This window comes from Prolixibacter bellariivorans ATCC BAA-1284, from assembly GCF_000621705.1.
In the GTDB taxonomy this organism is placed as follows: domain Bacteria; phylum Bacteroidota; class Bacteroidia; order Bacteroidales; family Prolixibacteraceae; genus Prolixibacter; species Prolixibacter bellariivorans.
The window spans coordinates 53,918-72,857 of record NZ_JHXO01000010.1; the positions used below are offsets into that span (position 1 = coordinate 53,918).

The following is an 18,940-nucleotide window of genomic DNA, read 5'->3' on the forward strand; positions in this document are numbered from 1 at the left end:
ATACTTCCATGTGGAACAAAAACTTCCATCTGTTTATTTCGAAATGGTTATTCAGAAGTAGTGTTGCCATATTGTTCCTCTTAATGAGTCAACATCGTGCATTTGCAAAGAATAACCATCTGCTGGTTACCGGATATACCGAGTACCTGAATAACACATGGATACCTCAGGGCTCTATTTACAGCACTTTGGGAATCAACAACTGGCAAAGTCAATCAGGGATTTATAACCGCTTTAATTTTCAGTATTCACTGCTCAATAATCTGAAGGTTAATGTGAGCATGCGCAACAATTTTATATTCGGTCCGACCATAGCCACCTACAACAAATTATTCGAACAGGCCGGCTTCAACTATAATAAGATGGCCATGGCTGATAATGGTTATCTCGATCTGACAATGAGGTATTCCGATAACCCTTCGTATCTTTTTTACACCAATTTCGACCGGGCCAATTTAAAACTGTCTCTCAATAAACTGGAAATAACGTTAGGACGTCAACGAATCAACTGGAGTAAGAACCTGGTTTGGAACCCCAATGATATTTTCAATGCTTATAATTATTTCGAATTCAACTACGTGGAAAAACCAGGGAGTGATGCCGCACTGGTGCAATGGTACACCGGTAACTTTTCATCGGTTCAGTTGGCAGCAAAACTAGGTTATACAGAACTTCCTGATAGTAACGGCGTATTAAGGAGAGAACAGAAAAAAACAATAGCTGCCATGTATCACCTCACCAAATGGAACTATGATTTCCAGGCATTTGGTGGTGTAATGGAAGATGATGTCACCGCCGGAATGGGCTGGGCAGGCTCTATTGCCGGTGCCGGATTTACGGGTGAAGTATCGTGGTTCAGAAACCAGCAACAGTTTGCTGACACCAGCAATGTGTGGGTCGCATCGGTCGACATGAACTACACCTTCAAAAACAATTTGTTTGCTCAGTTATCAGGCATTTACAATAGTGCAGGTGCAACCGGACCAGCCTATGCCCAATATGGCAGTCTGTCAGGCTCTTTCTCGAACCTGCTGATGAATAATGTGAATGCCAAAACTTTAACACGTTCCCGTTTCGACCTGTTCGGCGAACTGTCCTACCCGATAACACCGCTCATCAAAGTTGATGTAGCTTCCATTTACAATCCATACGACAAATCTGTTTATGTTGGCCCAACAGCGACTTTTAGTCTTACTGAAAACTTGGCATTGTCAGCTGTAGGACAACTGTTTTGGGGTGACAGCCTCACAGAATTTGGGGATATTGGTCAGATGTTGTTCTTCGACCTCAAATGGTCATTTTAAATTTCGCCCACGAGAGAGCATAAGATTAAAACTAGTGTGTTCGAATACTACAGAAAGTAGCTGAAACAAGAAAGCCTGGCTGTATTAGCCAGGCTTTTCTCATCATTTAATTCACTATCTATAACGGAATGTTTCCGTGCTTTTTGGGCGGATTGGTTTCGCTTTTGTTTTTGGTCATCTCCAATGCCGAAATCAATTTCTTACGGGTATCCTTCGGCATGATTACCTCATCCACATAACCCAGCTCAGCTGCGCGATACGGATTGGCGAAATTGTCACGGTAGTCATCTACACGTTTCGCTTTCGACTCATCATCTTTATCATTACGGAAAATGATATTCACCGCACCTTCAGGGCCCATCACTGCAATTTCGGCGGTAGGCCATGCCAGATTCATGTCAGCCGACAAGTGCTTGCTGGCCATCACATCGTACGCACCACCATAAGCTTTGCGGGTAATCACGGTAATCTTCGGAACAGTGGCTTCGGCATAAGCGTAAAGCAATTTCGCTCCGTGACGAATGATACCTCCAAACTCCTGGGTCGTTCCCGGAAGGAATCCCGGTACATCCACAAAAGTGACCAATGGAATATTGAACGAGTCGCAGAAACGAACAAAACGAGCGCCTTTCACCGACGAATCGATGTCGAGCACACCGGCCAGGTGATTGGGCTGATTGGCCACAATACCTACGGAGCGGCCACCCATGCGGGCAAATCCTACCGTGATGTTCTGTGCGAAATGCGGCATCACTTCGAAGAAGTGGTTATCATCGACCACCGAACTAATGATTTCGTGCATATCGTACGGTTTGTTCGGGTCCGGCGGAACAATGGTTTGCAAATGCTCATCTTCCCGCTCCACATCATCGGTGCAGGGAATCGACGGAGCATCCTCCATATTATTCGACGGCAGATAGCTGAGCAATTCCCGGATCATCATCAGGGTTTGCTCGTCGTCCTGTCCCAGGAAATGGGCCACACCACTTTTGGCGTTGTGCGTCATCGCACCCCCAAGCTGCTCCTTGGTCACCTCTTCGTGGGTTACCGTTTTCACCACCTCCGGACCGGTTACAAACATATAGCTGGTATCCTTTACCATGAAGATGAAATCGGTAAGCGCCGGAGAATAAACGGCACCTCCGGCACACGGGCCCATAATGGCAGAAATCTGCGGTACCACGCCCGAAGCTTTCACGTTCAGCCAGAAAATATCGGCATAACCAGCCAGGCTGCGAACACCTTCCTGAATACGGGCACCTCCCGAGTCATTCAGTCCGATGATGGGAGCACCCATCTTCATAGCCAACTTCGTTACCTTTACAATCTTATCGGCATTGGTACGGCTCAGTGAACCTCCAAAAACAGTAAAATCCTGTGCAAATACGTACACCAGACGTCCGTCGACTTTTCCGTAACCGGTTACCACACCATCGCCGGGAATTTTGTTTTCGTCCATCCCGAAATTGGTGCAACTGTGTGTAACCATTTTATCCAATTCGACAAAGGTTCCTTTGTCCAGGAAAATATCGACACGTTCACGGGCCGTCAGTTTACCACCGTCATGTTGTTTGGCAATTCGTGCCTCGCCACCGCCGGCTTCAGCCGCTTTATTTTTATCTTCAAAAATCTTGTACTTATCTTCAAGTTTCTGCATGAAATCTCAATTTAAAGGTCAATCCTCTAAAGGTTCAAGTTCAATTAACGGCTGATGTCCCTCAATGGTATCACCTTCGTTTACCAAAATCTTTTTCACGGTTCCGCGGAAAGCACTTTTGTATTCACTCTCCATTTTCATGGCCGATATGGTGATAACCGTCTGTCCGGCATCAACCTCATCGCCTTCCGCAACCGGAATACGAACCACTTTCCCGGGCATGGGTGTCGTAATCACATTGCCCGAAGCAGCTAAATCACCTTTGGTATTGTTTCGGTACTTTGTAAGGGCATCAATCACTTCAACGTCGTACTGACTGCTGAGAGTTTTGACACTGTACTGGTTGGCTTTTCCGACCTCAATCATTTCCATATTGGTCGACTTGCCGTTGTGAAGCACAGAATATATTCCCGGCTCCACCCGAACCACGTCAAATTCATATTCGCGGTCGTCGATGCGGGCCCGGTACCTGGTTCCTTCCTTACCTAACAGCTCGACTTTCGCGGTCCGCGAATTGATCTTTACTTCGTTCTGCATAACAATTTTATAGTTGATTAAAATCGAAGTACACTTTTACGTCGTGCAAATTCTTTCCAGGGCGACGAACCACCATTTTTTACTTCGGTTGGTTCCGAAACCAGTTTCTTCATCTTCTCGGTGTAATCGAGATAGGCGATAAACAAGGCCATATCTTCACACTCCTGGTTGCAATCCGATGGAATTTCCAATACCGCCGGATTCTTCTCGATAAAATGAGTGTCGTAATTACCGGATACAAAATCTTCCGCTTCCATAATTCGTTTCAGGAATGGAATGGTGTTTTTCACCCCGCTGATTTTGTATTCATACAATGCACGTTTCATCCGCTCAATAGCCTCATTACGGGTTTGAGCCCATACAATCAGCTTGGAGATCATCGGATCGTAATAAATCGGGATTTCGTACCCTTCATACACATAGCCATCGGTACGCACTCCCAGCCCCAATGGTTCGGTAATGTGTTTCACCAATCCCGGACTCGGCATGAAATTATTTTTCGGATCTTCTGCATAAATCCGACATTCGATAGCGTGTCCGGTTTGAGTAAGTTCTTCCTGTCTGAAAGGCAGCTCTTCGCCATTGGCTACTGTGATCTGCGCTTTTACCAGGTCAACTCCGGTTACCCTTTCGGTGATAGGATGTTCCACCTGCAACCGGGTATTCATCTCGAGGAAGTAGAAGTTCAAATCGTTATCGACCAGAAACTCCACTGTACCAGCCCCCACATAATTCACCGATTTGGCTGCTGCTACAGCTTCTTCGCCCATTCTGGCACGCAACTCAGGTGTCATCAATGGCGACGGTGTTTCTTCGATTACTTTCTGGTGACGACGCTGTACCGAACATTCACGCTCGAAAAGATGCACGGTATTTCCATGCGAATCAGCCATCACCTGGAATTCGATATGGTGCGGCGATTCGATGTACTTCTCCATATAAACCACATCGTTGCCAAAGGCACTACCGGCTTCGGAACGGGCTCGCCGGTACGAACTAACCAGTTCACTTTCCGACCGAACCAGGCGCATTCCTTTACCGCCACCACCGGCCGATGCTTTGATCATGATTGGGTACCCAATCGAATCAGCTGTTTCTTTTAATTTGTCTTCGTCTTCAATAAGATCTCGGGTTCCGGGGACTACCGAAACGCCAGCATCCATCATGATTTTCCGTGCAGTCAGCTTATCACCCATGGCCAAAATGGCTTCCGGTGAAGGACCAATAAAAATCAGTCCTGCCTCTGCTACCCGACGCGCAAATTCCGCATTCTCGGAAAGAAATCCGTAACCCGGATGAATTGCGTCAGCTCCTGATTTCAGCGCCGCATCCATAATCTTGTCGATGTTTAGATAACTCTCAGACGATGGAGACGGTCCGATAAAACAGGCCTCGTCGGCATAACGAACATGCATGGCACTGCGGTCGGCCTCTGAAAATACTGCCACACTCTGAATTCCCATCTCGCGACAGGAACGCATCACCCGCACCGCAATTTCACCACGGTTCGCAACCAAAATTTTTCGGATCATAAGAACTTTTGATTATTAAAATTCGGACTAAATTATAGTTTGCTATTGAGTTTTCAAAATATGTCTATAAATTAATATTTTCGAACATTTTGTTATAAAATCTGAATCTCGTATTGACAAACCTTCAGAGATAACAATCAAAACCGAAAAATGCTTAAAAGAATTTTTCCTGCTTAAACGAAAAAACCCCGCAATTTTTTTTGCGGGGTTCACGCTTCGTTAAAATCAGTCTATTTTAATACAAAGGAGTTTTCCTGTACATCGTCGGAGTTCGTTCCGACAAATACTTTAAAGTCTCCTGGTTCTGCTTTCTTCTTCAAATCGGCACCATAAAAAGCCAAATCATCTGAAGTCAACGTGAACGTCACTTTTTGTGATTCGCCTGGTTTCAATGCGATCTTACGGAATCCCTTCAACTCTTTCACCGGACGGCTTACACTGCCTACCAAATCCCGAATATAAAGTTGCACGACTTCTTCTCCGGCAACTTTTCCCGTATTCTGCACATTCACCGACACTTCCAGTTTTCCGCCCATGCTCATTTCATGTGAACTGAGTTTGACCGGTGAATACTTAAACGTCGTATAACTCAAACCGTAACCGAACGGGAACAATGGAGTTTTCTTTTGGTCGGTATAGTGCGACCAGAAAACTGTTCCGGTAGGATCGGGACGCCCGGTACTTTTATGGTTATAATATATAGGTAGCTGTCCAACGGCGCGCGGAAACGAAACCGGCAACTTTCCGGAAGGATTGTAATCGCCAAACAGCACATCAGCAATCGCGTTTCCGGCTTCCGAACCCAAATGCCATGCCTCAACAATGGCCGGAACGTGCTCAGCCATCCAGTCAATTACCAATGGACGACCATTCATCAGAACGACAACCACATTTTTATTGGCTGCATACACTGCTTTCATCAACTGCTCCTGCAGTCCTTTCATGCCAATCTCAGTTTGGCTGCGTCCTTCGCCGGTCTGGAAGCAATTTTCTCCAACCGCCAATACAACCACATCGGCTTTTTTTGCCATCTGGCGGGCTGCATCGAAACCAGAGCTATCTGTCGTATTGAATTTCAATTCCTGGGTAAAGGTTCTCGGACCAACAGTTAGCGCAGTGCCTTCAGTATATTCCACGCTATTTTTATCCGCAACGGCGGCTTTCACTCCTTCGAGCAAGGAAACAGCTGAACCGGTAACGGCCTGAGCACGCCAGCTTCCCAATGGAGAATCTTTATCGGCTGCCAACGGACCAATCACCGCAATGGTTTGTCCCTTCTTTTTCAGCGGAAGCAGATGGTTATCGTTTTTCAACAGAACAATAGAATGACGAGCCACTTTTCGGGCCGCCGCCAGATGTTCGGGTGAAAGAATTTCTTTCTTCTCGCGCTCGACATTACTGTAACGGTATGGATCGTCAAACAGTCCGAGTTCGAATTTCACGCGCAAAATGCGGCGAACAGCATCATCAATCAACGACTCCTTCACCTTACCTTCTTCCACTAGCTTTTTCAGTGAAGTAATGTAGCAATGACCTTCCATGTCCATGTCACTACCGGCATTGATAGCCAGTTCGGCTGCTTCGGCTTTATTGGCTGCCACCCCGTGAGGAATCAGCTCACCTATCGAATTCCAGTCGGAAACCACAAAACCTTTAAATCCCCATTGTCCTTTCAATATGTCACGCTGCAGATGAGCGCTGGCAGTGGCAGGAGTTCCGCCAATTTCGTTGAACGAGTTCATCACGGTAGCTACGCCAGCTTTAACGGCTGCCTCGAAGGGTGGCAGCACGGTGTTACGCAGCGTATGCTCGCTAATGTCAACCGTATTGTAATCGCGGCCCGACTCGACAAAACCGTAGGCAGCAAAGTGCTTGGCACAGGCAGCAATGGTGCTGTCTTCCGACAAATCACTGCCCTGGAAACCATGAACACGGGCAGCAGCAAATTCTGCTCCCAGGTAGGGGTCCTCGCCCGAACCTTCCATGGTGCGCCCCCAGCGGGCATCGCGACTAATGTCCATCATCGGAGCAAAGGTCCACTGCAAACCGGCAGCCGATGCCTCAACAGCGGCCACATGTGCAGAGAGCTTTGCCAGTTCGGGTTCCCAGCTGGCCGCTTCTCCCAACGGAATCGGGAACATGGTTTTAAATCCGTGGATGACATCATATCCGAAAATCAACGGAATGTGCAACCGGGAGTTTTTTACCGCCAGCTCCTGTGTTTTCCGGGTAGCTTCAGCTCCTACAACATTCAACATCGAACCGACAGCACCGGATTTAATTTCCTGTAACTGCTTCTGTGCGGATGCTCCCTGCGGTGCAGGTCCGGTCATTTCCCATTGACTGGTGTACTGATTTAACTGACCAATCTTCTCATCAAGCGTCATCTTGCTGAGAAGCTCATTTACTTTCTTCTCAATAGCTTCATCGTTTGCTTTTGGCTTCAATGCGTACAAGTTATTGCCCAGAGCTAGAAATAATAATAGCAGAATTGCTGACCACTTCATGTGTTTAATTTTTAGTTTTTTAATTACCACATGGAACTCGCCACCACAATCCTGTTCTTGTAGGAAAAGTTGACTCTTTCGGCTCGTTTCATGTTAATTTGCTTTAGTTGTGTTTTTATCTGACTGTTTGAATTTATGAATTCAATCCGAAACAAAGGAACGGATTTTCCGGTAAAAACAGAAGTAACTGTATAATAAACAATATTGATCTTCCTAATGAAAAGACGGAGATACGAGATATTCTTAACGAATCTTAAGAGTAGCTCTTATTAATCGTACATCATCAGCGTAGCACCCAGCAATCTCTTGATGTTAGGATTCAGTGGGGGAATGCGTTCATCCAAATGCTCCCAGTATTCTGTTGTATAAGAATGCGACAAAGGGATCCTCCAGCCTGACGAAGGTCTCTCCTCTTGCATTACTGATTTGGGGATATAATAGCTTTCCAGAACATAAAATTCACTAATTGTTTGAATGTTCTTAAATCTCGTCTCCTTTTTCTGCTTAAAAAAGTATTGATAATACCTTCGCCAGCTTTCCAAATTGGCTTTCGACGCCATTGACTGACTTTTGGCCAGGTACGTTTCGGTCACATCGTGATGAGTGATCCGAACCTGGTACCCAAATAAACTTCTTTCTCTTACTTTGGCCGGGGCTATCCAGTCGATGTTGATTTGTACCTGTTTTCGGGCTTCATCCGTTCGGATGCTCCCGGCCACCGAATCTTCTTTCAAAATCAGCGTCCGCCCATGATTTCCATCGATTGAATAGTTCTTATTGAGTTGCTTAACGATGGTTTTGGGCTCGATATAGGGAAGTGTCAACGAACCTTCAGACACGGTGACTGCATGATATTGTATGGCATCAAGAAGCTCCTGATTCCGAAATAGACGGTAAGCATCCTTTTGGCATTTAAATCGTTTGCCGTCGTTCCAGATATAATACTCTACTATCCCATCGGCAAAATATTCCGGGATACTGTCTTTTAACTGATAGCTCCGGAAAAAGCCTTTCAGCACCAGTACCATTTTCTCCTTCTTATTCGTTACGGTTATCTCGTGCAATGCTATTTCACGTGGCGCTAACAGGATAGTACCGGCAAGCTTCATCTGCTTCCAGGTCATCGCGCTGTTTTCGTAACTGAGGTGTTGAACCACCAGCGAGTCACTGTTTTTCACAAAACAATTGACTGATACGGTATCTATCTTCCCTTCGGTGTTGGATGTGCCTACCAACCGGCCATCAGGGGCAATTAACTGGGCAAAAGAGATAGCTGAATGATCATCCCCATCAACAACACGAATCTGGGCATGAGAAACGGTAGATAAAAACACGAGAAAAAGAAGGATGGTTAGCCTTCGTTGATGGTCATTCATACGATGGAAATAATTGTTAGCATTATTGTTTATTGCTCAATAGATGCAATAAACGGACAAAAGGTATATCCCGACCAATAGTATAAATACGATTACTTATTTTGGGAGCTGATATAACATTTCACCGTTCTTTTTTTTGTTTGATACAAAGTGATCCCATAATTTTCCATCAACGTACGCTGAAGCTGTTCCGTGCTGTCTTTCGGGATAACCCATGTATATTTCGTTCGGTTTTCTGAAAGACAGTTCACTTTCATAGGATAGAGTCCCTCTATTTTATCTGCCAAATCTCTTATCGTTGCATCCTTCAGAACAACACTGCTGGGTACTTCATCTCCTTCATTCAGCACTGCAGTGTCTTCTTCTGCTTTCACAAACTGACTTCGATATAGTACCCAATTCCCGACAGGAATAAAACAGAGCTGCGCCCTGAGGTTGTATTTTTTTAGGAGTTGCTGAACGACAAAACGTCTGGACATTTTGAAATCATCCATGTTTTCTTTATTCCTATCGGTAAAATGCAGGTCGATAACCCGGTTCGCAACAGCGGTATCTTGAAAAACAACATCTTCCGGTCGAAATATTGCCAGCTTAGCAAGAGCCAAACGTACAGTTGCACGTTCGAAATCTATTCCTGTAGGTGATACTTTACAGAAATTATAACGATGTTTTCCGACCTCTGAAATCTCCAGGGAATAATTTTTGGGAGCGGGCACATGTCCCGGATATGCCATAACCATTTCATCTTTAAACACCTTATCCCCACTCAAGCCTGGCTTGAATAGCAAGACAGGAAGAAGCAGAAAGACGACATTGTGTAATCCATGCAACACAAATCCCCACCAAAACCCCTGACGTACCCGTAAATAACCGATATTAAATCCCGCAAAAATCTGCGGCGAAACAAAAACGGGAGATAAAACCAGGAATGTTAATGTCAGCGTGTAATTCTGCAGATGATAGAATCCAAACAAGATGGTAGAAATATAAAACACCCGCGCATAATTTCGACGCCAAAATCTTCCGAGGAGCAAAAATATCCTTCGTTGAAAGAATAGATAAATCGCCAGCAACAACAATCCAGCCGCCACAGCTATAATAGCAGGCTGTTTGTCAGAAGCATGACTATAAGACAGAATTAAGGCGCCGACAACCAACAATACGCCAATGAACGATAAAAGAAAGTTCTGCTTCCCCGGTCGCAAGTGCGTTCTGAATGTCAATTCCTCCAGCAGCGGAATGAAAACCGTTACCAGCAGACTCCATGTGAGTAAGCCATACCTCTGATGAGAGATCGGAATTTTGTGCACCTGAACATCTGGCCCAACAATGTGTCTCAAATGATCAACAGGCCAAACCAACGCAGCTGTGACAGCAATATCAACAATCAATACCACTAAGAAATTCAGAAGTTTGGTAGTAAACTGATATTGTTTCTCCTCTAAATTCGGATGCAACAAAAAATTCCAATAGGCTTTCAGGCTATTTTCTTTCGGGGTCATTTAGTCTTATTTATTAGATTAGGGGTTATAAGAGCTTTCAGTCAATTCATCAGGACATTAAAAAGTCTCACCAACAATCATCGTCGCAACAAATGCTTCTCAAGCATCAAATATGCTAAAGACTAATTTTGGACTGAAAGTTTTTTCTTATACCATGTTAGTAGACTTCAAGAACATCATCAAATGTATTTCAAGGTTTAACTTCAACTTTTATTCAGAAAAAGAAAAACCGACCAGCATCAAAAGATGATGCAATCAGTTTTTCAAATCCTTCAACCTTTTCCCTCAAAATACACTTGCTATTCGGAGCAAAAGTGGAGTGGAGAACTCCTCAATATCTGTCTTGGTCTTCGCTCGTTAATACCCTGTTTCCTGAAAAGGTTACCCCCTTTTTTCGAATAAAAAATAAAACCATTTAAATTTTCGCTGTTCATAACCGGCGTTTATTAATCATTGAAAGCTAAATATAAACCACTTACACATGTTAATAACATAACATTAGAAAAACGAAGTTGATGCAATATGATAACCAGTTAAAATAAAAAGAGGCCGTCAGTAAACTGACGACCTCCCGGTTTTTATCGTTAAGCAACTGCTTACAGAATGCTGTCTACATCGTAATAAGTAAGACCAAACGCTTCGGCAACACCTTTGTAAACCACTTTGCCATCTACCACGTTCAATCCTTTTTTCAAGGAGTTGTCTTCGCGGCAAGCTTGCTTCCAGCCTTTCTCAGCCAAATCGATGGCGTGAGGCAGGGTAGCATTGGTCAACGCCAGTGTAGAGGTACGCGGAACGGCACCTGGCATGTTGGCTACTGAATAGTGAATCACATCGTCAATCACGAAAGTGGGCTCATCGTGTGTCGTCGGATGGGTTGTTTCGATACAACCGCCCTGGTCGATAGCTACGTCAACCAACACTGTGCCCGGCTTCATGGTTTTCAGCATGTCGCGGGTAATCAGGTTCGGAGCTTTTGCACCCGGAATCAATACGGCGCCAATAATCAAATCGTGATCCTGAACCATCTGGCGAATATTGAATTCATTCGACATCATGGTTTTTACGTTCGCTGGCATGATATCATCGAGGTAACGCATGCGCTTCAGGCTCACGTCCATAATGGTTACATCGGCACCCAGTCCGGCAGCCATTTTGGCCGCTTCGGTACCTACAATACCACCACCGATGATCAGCACCTTGGCAGGATGAACTCCGGGAACACCACCCAACAGCATTCCACGTCCGCCATAAGTTTTCTCCAGGTATTTAGCACCTTCCTGTGCAGACATACGACCAGCGACTTCCGACATCGGAACCAGCAACGGCAGTGAACGGTCGGGCAACTCAACGGTTTCGTAAGCCAAACATACCGACTTGTTGCGGAGCATGGCGTTGGTTAAAGCTTCGGATGATGCAAAGTGGAAGTATGTGTAGAGCAACTGGCCTTCGCGAATCAGTTCGTATTCAGGCTCGATAGGCTCTTTTACTTTGATAATCATTTCGGCTTTGCCGTATACATCTTCAATGGTCGGGAGCATTTGCGCACCGGCGGAAACATATTCCTCATCGGTGAAACCACTTCCCATACCTGCTGTAGCCTGAACATATACTTCGTGACCACGCTTAACTAACTCTGCAGCACCGGCAGGCGTTAACGCAACCCGGTTTTCGTTGTTTTTAATTTCCTTTGGAACTCCTATTATCATGACTAATTTATTTTTTGGGTATTTCCCAAAAATAGAGGAAATAATCTCACGCTAATATGACGAACCCCCATAATTTTCAACTATTCAGCTTAAATTAACATATCACTCGTATGACCAATTTAAAAGTTCATTTTTTATGATTGTTTGACACTTTTTTCAATATTAATATTACAATAATTAAACATCAACCCCATTTGACTGACAGTTTATAATATTAACTTTGCCAATTCCAACTTGAAAGTATAAGATTGCAGGATGCCTAAAATTTCAAACCGCGGGGATTTATTACCCGAATCATCGATACGGAAGCTGGTACCTTACGCAGAGAAGGCCAGAGAGCAGGGAAAGAAGGTTATACAACTGAATATTGGTCAGCCCGATATCAAAACCCCGCCACATGCAATTGAGCGTATCCGAAACTTCAATTTCGAACTGATTCCTTACGGACAATCGTACGGAAACGATTCGTACCGGAAAAAGTTAGCGCAATACTACCGTAACCGGAAAATCGATGTGGAATACACCGACATCCTGATTACCACTGGTGGTTCGGAAGCCATATCGTTCACCTTTATGATCTGCTTTAACCCGGGTGACGAAATCATTATCCCGGAACCTTTTTACGCCAACTACCGCTCGTTTGCCGTTGGTACCGATGTGGTGATCAAGCCTATTGCTTCACACATCGAAGATGGTTTTCAACTACCCTCTATTTCCGAGTTAGAGAAAGTCATCTCCCCGAAAACCAAAGGCATATTCATCTGTAATCCCAATAACCCGACGGGATACCTCTATTCCCGGGAAGAGTTGGAGCAGTTACGTGAACTGGTGCTCAAACACGACCTTTACCTGATTTCTGACGAGGTGTACAAGGAATTCGTATACGACGGATTTCAGCATCACTCGGTTATGGAATTGCCGGACATCGAGGACCATGTTATCATGATTGACTCCGTTTCGAAGCGATTCAGTGCCTGCGGTATCCGCATTGGATCGGTTGTTTCCAGAAACAAACACATCATTTCGTCCATTCTAAAGCTGGGAATGGCCCGGTTGTGTCCACCGATTCTCGGACAGGAAGTGGCTGAAGCCGCTGTCGACAGTCCGCCCGAATACATGGAAGAGGTGTACAACGAATACCTCCGCCGCCGGAATTATTTCATCAATGCCTTGAACGAAATTCCCGGGGTTTATTCTCCCATGCCGAGAGGTGCCTTCTACTCCATGGTCAGGCTACCGGTTGAAGACAGCGATCATTTCTGCCAATGGATGTTGGAAGAGTTTGAATACAATGGCTCTACGGTAATGCTGGCTCCGGCTTCCGGTTTCTATAGCTCCGACGATAGCGGGAAAAACGAAGTGCGCGTAGCCTATGTCCTCAACGTGGAAGACCTGAAAGAGGCCGTCGCGTGCATACGTGAAGCGCTGAAAGTTTACCCGCACCGGACGCCGGACGCAGAAGGTTGATAACTTATTCAGTCAATTCTTTTGCCGGATTTTGGTAAAACTGACGGTAAGCCAACCAGCCGCTGAGTGCCAGAAGTACGATCAAAGTCACCAACGAAGCATTCGGCCCGAAAGAACCTCCGGTCAGGCTCTCATTACCATGAAGCCACATGAGAAATATACCGTGGGTACGAGGACTTCCGCTGACGGAAAATCCGAAGATAGGCCCCTGCATGAAGTTCCACAGGAAATGCAGTCCAATTGGTGCCCAGAGATTTCTTCCGCGAATGCGGATTAAACCAAGAACAACACCTAAAAGGATAACATTCACCAAAGCAAGGGCATTAAAACTTCTGTTCGCCATGTGCATTAACGCGAAAACCACTGCCGTTAGAATTACTGCCAGATACACCGGCATTTGTTTGGTGTAATAACCAAGCAAGTACCCGCGGTACAAAAACTCTTCATACAGCGATACAAAAAGGTAATACAGCAGCAGGTAAAGCATACTTTGCATATGAAAATTACCTTTCCCCAAGCCCACCTGGTTCATCGATATTAAGATAAAGGTAATCAGGATAATCAATCCGGCACCGAGCAAACTTCCGTATCCAAATTGGTTCAGGTTAAACCTGATTTTCAGCATGTCACGCATCGAACGCTTATCGATAAAGCGAACCAGTAACAAAATGGTTAAAAAGGCGGCCAGAAAAGTGATTATGGCCATTATCATTTGATTATGGGGAACCTCCGCATATGATCGGGGCGTAAAACCGGTACCTTCTATCTCCCCTCGCAGGAAGTAATATATGCCGGTAAGTCCCAGCAGTAGTAAAACAAATACCGCATGCAACAGGATAGTCCTGAGGAGAACAAATAAGACTTTTTTCATTAGTTGGTTGGTTAGTTTACCGTTTTAACGGCCAGTTTATTAGGTTGAAATAAAAAAAAGAGAACCTGCCACCAGGCTCTCTTTGTATGTTCGTTTATAGTTATTTCCGACTAATTTCCCATCTCACTCAGGAATTTGATCCGGACCAGCCGGACCTCCTCCTCACTGTATTCTTCGCCCAGTTCGGCCATTGCCTCTTCCAGCGAATCGCTCTCGGCATCTTCCCTGAAATAAGCAAAAATGTCACTCACCTGATCTTCATCGAGTACATCATTTAAGTAATAATCAATGTTGAGTTTTGTACCCGAATGGACGATGGCTTCGATTTCACTTAACAAATCATCCATCGACTGATCTTTCGAAGAAGCGATCTCATCTAACGGGATTTTCCGATCGATCCCCTGTATAATAAATACTTTATTTTTCGATTTGTTGGCTACCGAACGGTACACCATGTCCTGTGCCCGCTCAATACCTCTTTCTTCCACATATTTGGCAATCAGCTCAACAAACTCTTTCCCGTACCGGCGTGCTTTTCCTTGTCCTACCCCGGCAATTCCCTGAAGCTCTTCCAATTTAGTCGGATACTGAATCGACATATCGGAAAGTGACGGATCCTGAAAGATGACAAACGGCGGTAGATTGAGCTTTTGAGATATTTTCCTACGTAACTCTTTCAGCATTTTAAAGAGTTCCGGATCACCGGCTGAAGCTCCTTGTGGAGCAGTTGGCTCTTCGTCCGCTGCCTCGTAGTTATGATTTTTCACCACCATAAACGATTGCGGATTCTTCAGGTAGTTACGGCCTTCGTCCGTCAGCTTCAGTACACCATAATTCTCAATATCCTTGCGGAGAAAACCAGAGATAATACACTGGCGGAAAACTGCATTCCACAGCCTCACATCGTACTCTTTTCCCGAGCCGAAGATCGATATTTCATGATGCCTGAATGATTTTACAGCGGCGGTATCGTTTCCGATCAGGATATTGACAATGTGTTCTCCCTTGAACTGCTCTTTCACCTCGGTTACAGCGTTCAGCGCCAACACAACCATCTCTTTGCCTTCAATTTGCTCCTTCGGATTCATGCAGTTATCACAAGACCCGCAATTTTCTACTTCGTAATGCTCACCAAAATAATGCAGCAAAATAGTCCGCCGACACAATGCCGATTCAGCATAAGCTACTGTATCGAGCAACAGCTGCTGGCCAATCTCCTGTTCAGCAACCGGCTTACCCTGCATGAATTTCTCCAGTTTCTGAATATCCTTGTAGCTGTACATTGTAATACAATGCCCCTCGCCTCCATCGCGTCCGGCCCGGCCCGTTTCCTGATAATAACCTTCCAGCGATTTGGGAATGTCGTAGTGAATCACAAAACGGACATCGGGTTTGTCGATTCCCATCCCAAAAGCAATCGTGGCCACAATCACATCCACCTCCTCCATCAGAAATTTGTCCTGATTTCCGGAACGTGTTGACGAGTCCATGCCAGCATGATAAGCCAACGCGCGAATACCGTTGACTTGCAATGTGGCAGCCAGCTCTTCTACTTTTTTCCTGCTAAGACAATATATAATGCCCGATTTACCGGTATTGTCCTTGATATACTTGATGATTTGCTCAACAGGCTTAACCTTTGGCCTGACTTCGTAAAAAAGATTGGCCCGGTTAAACGACGACTTGAAGACCCTCGCATCCAGCATACCCAGATTTTTCTGAATATCATGCTGAACCTTTGGGGTAGCCGTAGCAGTCAGCGCAATAATGGGCGCATGCCCTATTTCGTTCACAATGGGACGTATCCGACGGTATTCCGGCCGGAAATCATGTCCCCACTCCGAAATACAGTGCGCCTCGTCGATGGCATAAAACGAAATATTGACGTTTTTCAGGAATTCAATGTTTTCCTCCTTGGTCAGCGATTCAGGGGCTACGTACAAAAGTTTCGTACGCTGTGCCAGGACATCATCCTTTACCTTTTGAATAGCTGTTTTGGTCAAGGATGAGTTGAGAAAGTGGGCCGCTCCTTCTTCGGTACTGAAACTACGAATGGCATCCACCTGGTTCTTCATCAATGCGATTAGGGGGGATATGACAATGGCTGTTCCTTCCTGCAACAAGGCTGGTAACTGGTAGCACAACGATTTTCCACCACCAGTGGGCATTAATACAAAGGTATCGTTCCCTTCCAGCACGCTTTCAATAATCTCCTCCTGCTGCCCTTTAAACCGGTCGAAACCGAAATATTTTTGCAATTGGGCAGAAAGAGAAACACCTTTATTCATAATCTAATCTCCTTTAACTCTTAAGGCCGCTCCGACATAGCCTCCACTAAGATATCTAAATAATATTAGTAGTACAAATTCGCTCCAGCCAGCAGAAGTTCAGGCAAAAAACGGTTTTCGTTTTCGTCGCCCAAACCTAAAAAAAAAGGCCAAAGATTGTATATTTGTCTGGAATTTTATTGGAGCATTAGTCTCCAAATTAAACCCAAACATGCTAATTTGAATCTGATGGCTGAACAGGAAAAATTACCTGGCGGAAAATCAACGAACGAAAATAGGAAAAAAAAGGAAGAGGAAATGTCTTTCCTTGAACATCTGGAAGTTTTAAGGTGGCATCTGGTTCGTGCCGTGGTGGCTGTCGTGATTTTCGCTATCCTCGCTTTTGCCAACTACCATTTCATTTTCGATACGCTGATATTGAAACCCAAAACACCCGAATTCGCAACCAACCAGTTTTTTAACTGGATTTCACAGGTCCTGAATATTCCGGCCCTGGCAATTAATGACAAACCGTTGCAGATTATCAATATTAATATGGCCGGACAGTTTGCAACCCATATAAAGATTTCTTTGCTTGCAGGTGTCATACTCGGATTTCCGTATCTCTTCTGGGAGTTCTGGCGATTCATCAGGCCGGCTTTGTACGAAAAAGAGCAAAAATATGCCACCGGAGCCGTAGTTTACAGTTCACTACTTTTTATTATCGGTATCCTGTTTGGTTACTACCTGATTGTTCCACTTTCGGTGAATTTTCTTGGCTCGTACGACATCAGTGATCAAATTACCAACCAAATCAACCTGAGCAGCTACATCAGTACCGTCAGTTCCATTGTGCTTGCCGGAGGTGTTGTTTTTGAACTTCCCGTAGCCATATACTTTTTGAGTAAAGTAGGGCTGGTTACTCCCGCATTCATGCGGAGATACCGGAGGCATGCCTACGTTGTTCTCCTACTGCTTTCGGCCATTATTACTCCACCCGATGTTTTCAGCCAAATAATGGTCTGTTTCCCATTGGTTTTCCTTTATGAAATCGGAATTGTGATTTCGAAGCGGGTGGCTAAAAAGCGTGAAGAGGATTTGCTCGAAGCGTAACTTGTTCCTGTCTGTTCATTATTTTTATCTTTGCAATTCAATCCATTGAATTATGAAGCTTAGGGCTGAAAATATTGTTAAGAAATACCGGAAACGCACCGTTGTGAAAGGAGTGTCGATTGATGTGCAGCAGGGAGAGATTGTCGGGCTGCTGGGACCAAACGGTGCAGGAAAAACCACATCATTTTATATGATTGTGGGCCTGATTCGTGCCAACGGTGGTCGTATTTTCCTGGACGATAAAGATATTACTTCCTATCCGGTTTACCGAAGAGCGCAGCTTGGCATCGGATATCTGGCCCAGGAAGCTTCGGTTTTCCGGCAGTTGAGTGTGGAAGACAATATCAAGGCTGTTCTCGAGATGACCAAGTTCTCGAAGGAATACCAGAAGGAGAAACTGGAATCGTTACTGGATGAATTTGGATTACAACGCATCCGGAAAAGTAAAGGGATTCAACTTTCGGGAGGCGAACGCCGTCGAACGGAGATCGCCCGTGCTCTTGCCATCAACCCCGCTTTTATCCTTCTGGATGAACCATTTGCCGGAGTCGACCCCATTGCGGTGGAAGATATTCAGCAAATTGTTTATCGCCTGAAGGACAAAAACATTGGCATCCTGATTACCGACCATAACGTACACGAAACCCTCTCCATTACCGACCGCTCGTACCTATTGTTTGACGGTAATATTCTAAAAAGCGGAACGGCAGAGGAATTGGCGGCAGACGAAGATGTGCGCAAGGTTTATCTCGGCAAAAACTTCGAACTAAGAAGAGGAAAACGTGAAACCAAGCCACAATAGGTAGCTCATTTGCGTCATTCCAAAGTGCTTAATTAATTGCTCACAATTTAGTTGTTTTAAAAAATTACACTATATTTGCACCGCCAAAAAAAAGCGGACGTGGCGTAATTGGTAGCCGCGCCAGACTTAGGATCTGGTGCCGTAAGGCGTGTGGGTTCGAGTCCCTCCGTCCGCACCATTACCTTAACCGCCTTCGCTTCCGGGTGCCGGATTGCAGAGGCGGTTTTTTAAATGGATGTTTTTAGCAGGAAGGGACGCTCGCCGGACTCTTCCCTCAGGCATTTAAAATCACTCAA

13 protein-coding genes and 1 tRNA gene are annotated in these 18,940 nt (G+C 45.1%); 5 read left to right on the top strand and 9 right to left on the bottom strand.

The window, feature by feature from the left end:
• The first annotated feature begins 8 nt into the window (after positions 1 to 8).
• Positions 9 to 1,304, top strand: a complete 1,296-nt coding sequence (locus tag T426_RS0113615; RefSeq protein WP_027585847.1) for a hypothetical protein — start codon at positions 9 to 11, stop codon at positions 1,302 to 1,304.
• A gap of 118 nt (positions 1,305 to 1,422) precedes the next feature.
• Here the strand turns inward: T426_RS0113615 and T426_RS0113620 are convergent, their stop codons facing one another.
• The 7 genes from T426_RS0113620 to ald form a co-directional block, all read right to left on the bottom strand.
• Entirely contained in the window at positions 1,423 to 2,961 is a 1,539-nt protein-coding gene (locus T426_RS0113620; RefSeq protein WP_025863143.1) for an acyl-CoA carboxylase subunit beta, read from the bottom strand.
• An 18-nt stretch (positions 2,962 to 2,979) separates the two neighbouring features.
• The gene (locus T426_RS0113625; RefSeq protein WP_025863142.1) at positions 2,980 to 3,498 is read right to left on the bottom strand and encodes a biotin/lipoyl-containing protein; all 519 of its coding nucleotides are present in this window, start codon (positions 3,496 to 3,498) and stop codon (positions 2,980 to 2,982) included.
• Between the two features lie 17 nt (positions 3,499 to 3,515).
• Positions 3,516 to 5,030, bottom strand: coding sequence for an acetyl-CoA carboxylase biotin carboxylase subunit (gene accC / locus T426_RS0113630; RefSeq protein WP_025863141.1), 1,515 nt, complete (start codon positions 5,028 to 5,030; stop codon positions 3,516 to 3,518).
• Positions 5,031 to 5,260: 230 nt separating this feature from the next.
• Positions 5,261 to 7,537, bottom strand: coding sequence for a beta-glucosidase BglX (gene bglX, locus T426_RS0113635; RefSeq protein ID WP_025863140.1), 2,277 nt, complete (start codon positions 7,535 to 7,537; stop codon positions 5,261 to 5,263).
• A 269-nt stretch (positions 7,538 to 7,806) separates the two neighbouring features.
• Entirely contained in the window at positions 7,807 to 8,913 is a 1,107-nt protein-coding gene (locus tag T426_RS0113640) for a hypothetical protein (RefSeq protein WP_027585849.1), read from the bottom strand.
• Positions 8,914 to 9,005: 92 nt separating this feature from the next.
• Positions 9,006 to 10,415, bottom strand: a complete 1,410-nt coding sequence (locus tag T426_RS25200) for a CPBP family intramembrane glutamic endopeptidase (protein ID WP_025863137.1) — start codon at positions 10,413 to 10,415, stop codon at positions 9,006 to 9,008.
• 596 nt (positions 10,416 to 11,011) lie between these two features.
• On the bottom strand, positions 11,012 to 12,124 hold the full coding sequence (ald, locus tag T426_RS0113655) for an alanine dehydrogenase (RefSeq protein WP_025863136.1): 1,113 nt from the start codon (positions 12,122 to 12,124) through the stop codon (positions 11,012 to 11,014).
• A 255-nt stretch (positions 12,125 to 12,379) separates the two neighbouring features.
• Between ald and T426_RS0113660 the strand changes: the two genes are divergently transcribed.
• Positions 12,380 to 13,591: a pyridoxal phosphate-dependent aminotransferase gene (locus T426_RS0113660; protein ID WP_025863135.1), complete on the top strand. Its 1,212-nt coding sequence runs from the start codon at positions 12,380 to 12,382 to the stop codon at positions 13,589 to 13,591.
• Positions 13,592 to 13,595: 4 nt separating this feature from the next.
• On the opposite strand, the gene T426_RS0113665 is transcribed toward T426_RS0113660, so the two are convergent.
• On the bottom strand, positions 13,596 to 14,462 hold the full coding sequence (locus T426_RS0113665; RefSeq protein ID WP_027585850.1) for a CPBP family intramembrane glutamic endopeptidase: 867 nt from the start codon (positions 14,460 to 14,462) through the stop codon (positions 13,596 to 13,598).
• A gap of 110 nt (positions 14,463 to 14,572) precedes the next feature.
• Positions 14,573 to 16,750 (bottom strand): DNA helicase RecQ, encoded by a 2,178-nt coding sequence (recQ, locus tag T426_RS0113670; protein WP_025863133.1) that lies wholly within the window; start codon positions 16,748 to 16,750, stop codon positions 14,573 to 14,575.
• Positions 16,751 to 16,978: 228 nt separating this feature from the next.
• Here recQ and tatC point away from each other — a divergent pair, with 228 nt between their 5' ends.
• The 3 genes from tatC (at position 16,979) to T426_RS0113685 (ending at position 18,822) form a co-directional block, all read left to right on the top strand.
• Positions 16,979 to 17,842 (top strand): twin-arginine translocase subunit TatC, encoded by an 864-nt coding sequence (gene tatC / locus T426_RS0113675; protein ID WP_025863132.1) that lies wholly within the window; start codon positions 16,979 to 16,981, stop codon positions 17,840 to 17,842.
• Between the two features lie 52 nt (positions 17,843 to 17,894).
• Positions 17,895 to 18,644, top strand: a complete 750-nt coding sequence (gene lptB, locus T426_RS0113680; RefSeq protein WP_025863131.1) for an LPS export ABC transporter ATP-binding protein — start codon at positions 17,895 to 17,897, stop codon at positions 18,642 to 18,644.
• A 93-nt stretch (positions 18,645 to 18,737) separates the two neighbouring features.
• Positions 18,738 to 18,822 (top strand) — tRNA-Leu (locus T426_RS0113685).
• Positions 18,823 to 18,940: the final 118 nt, after the last annotated feature.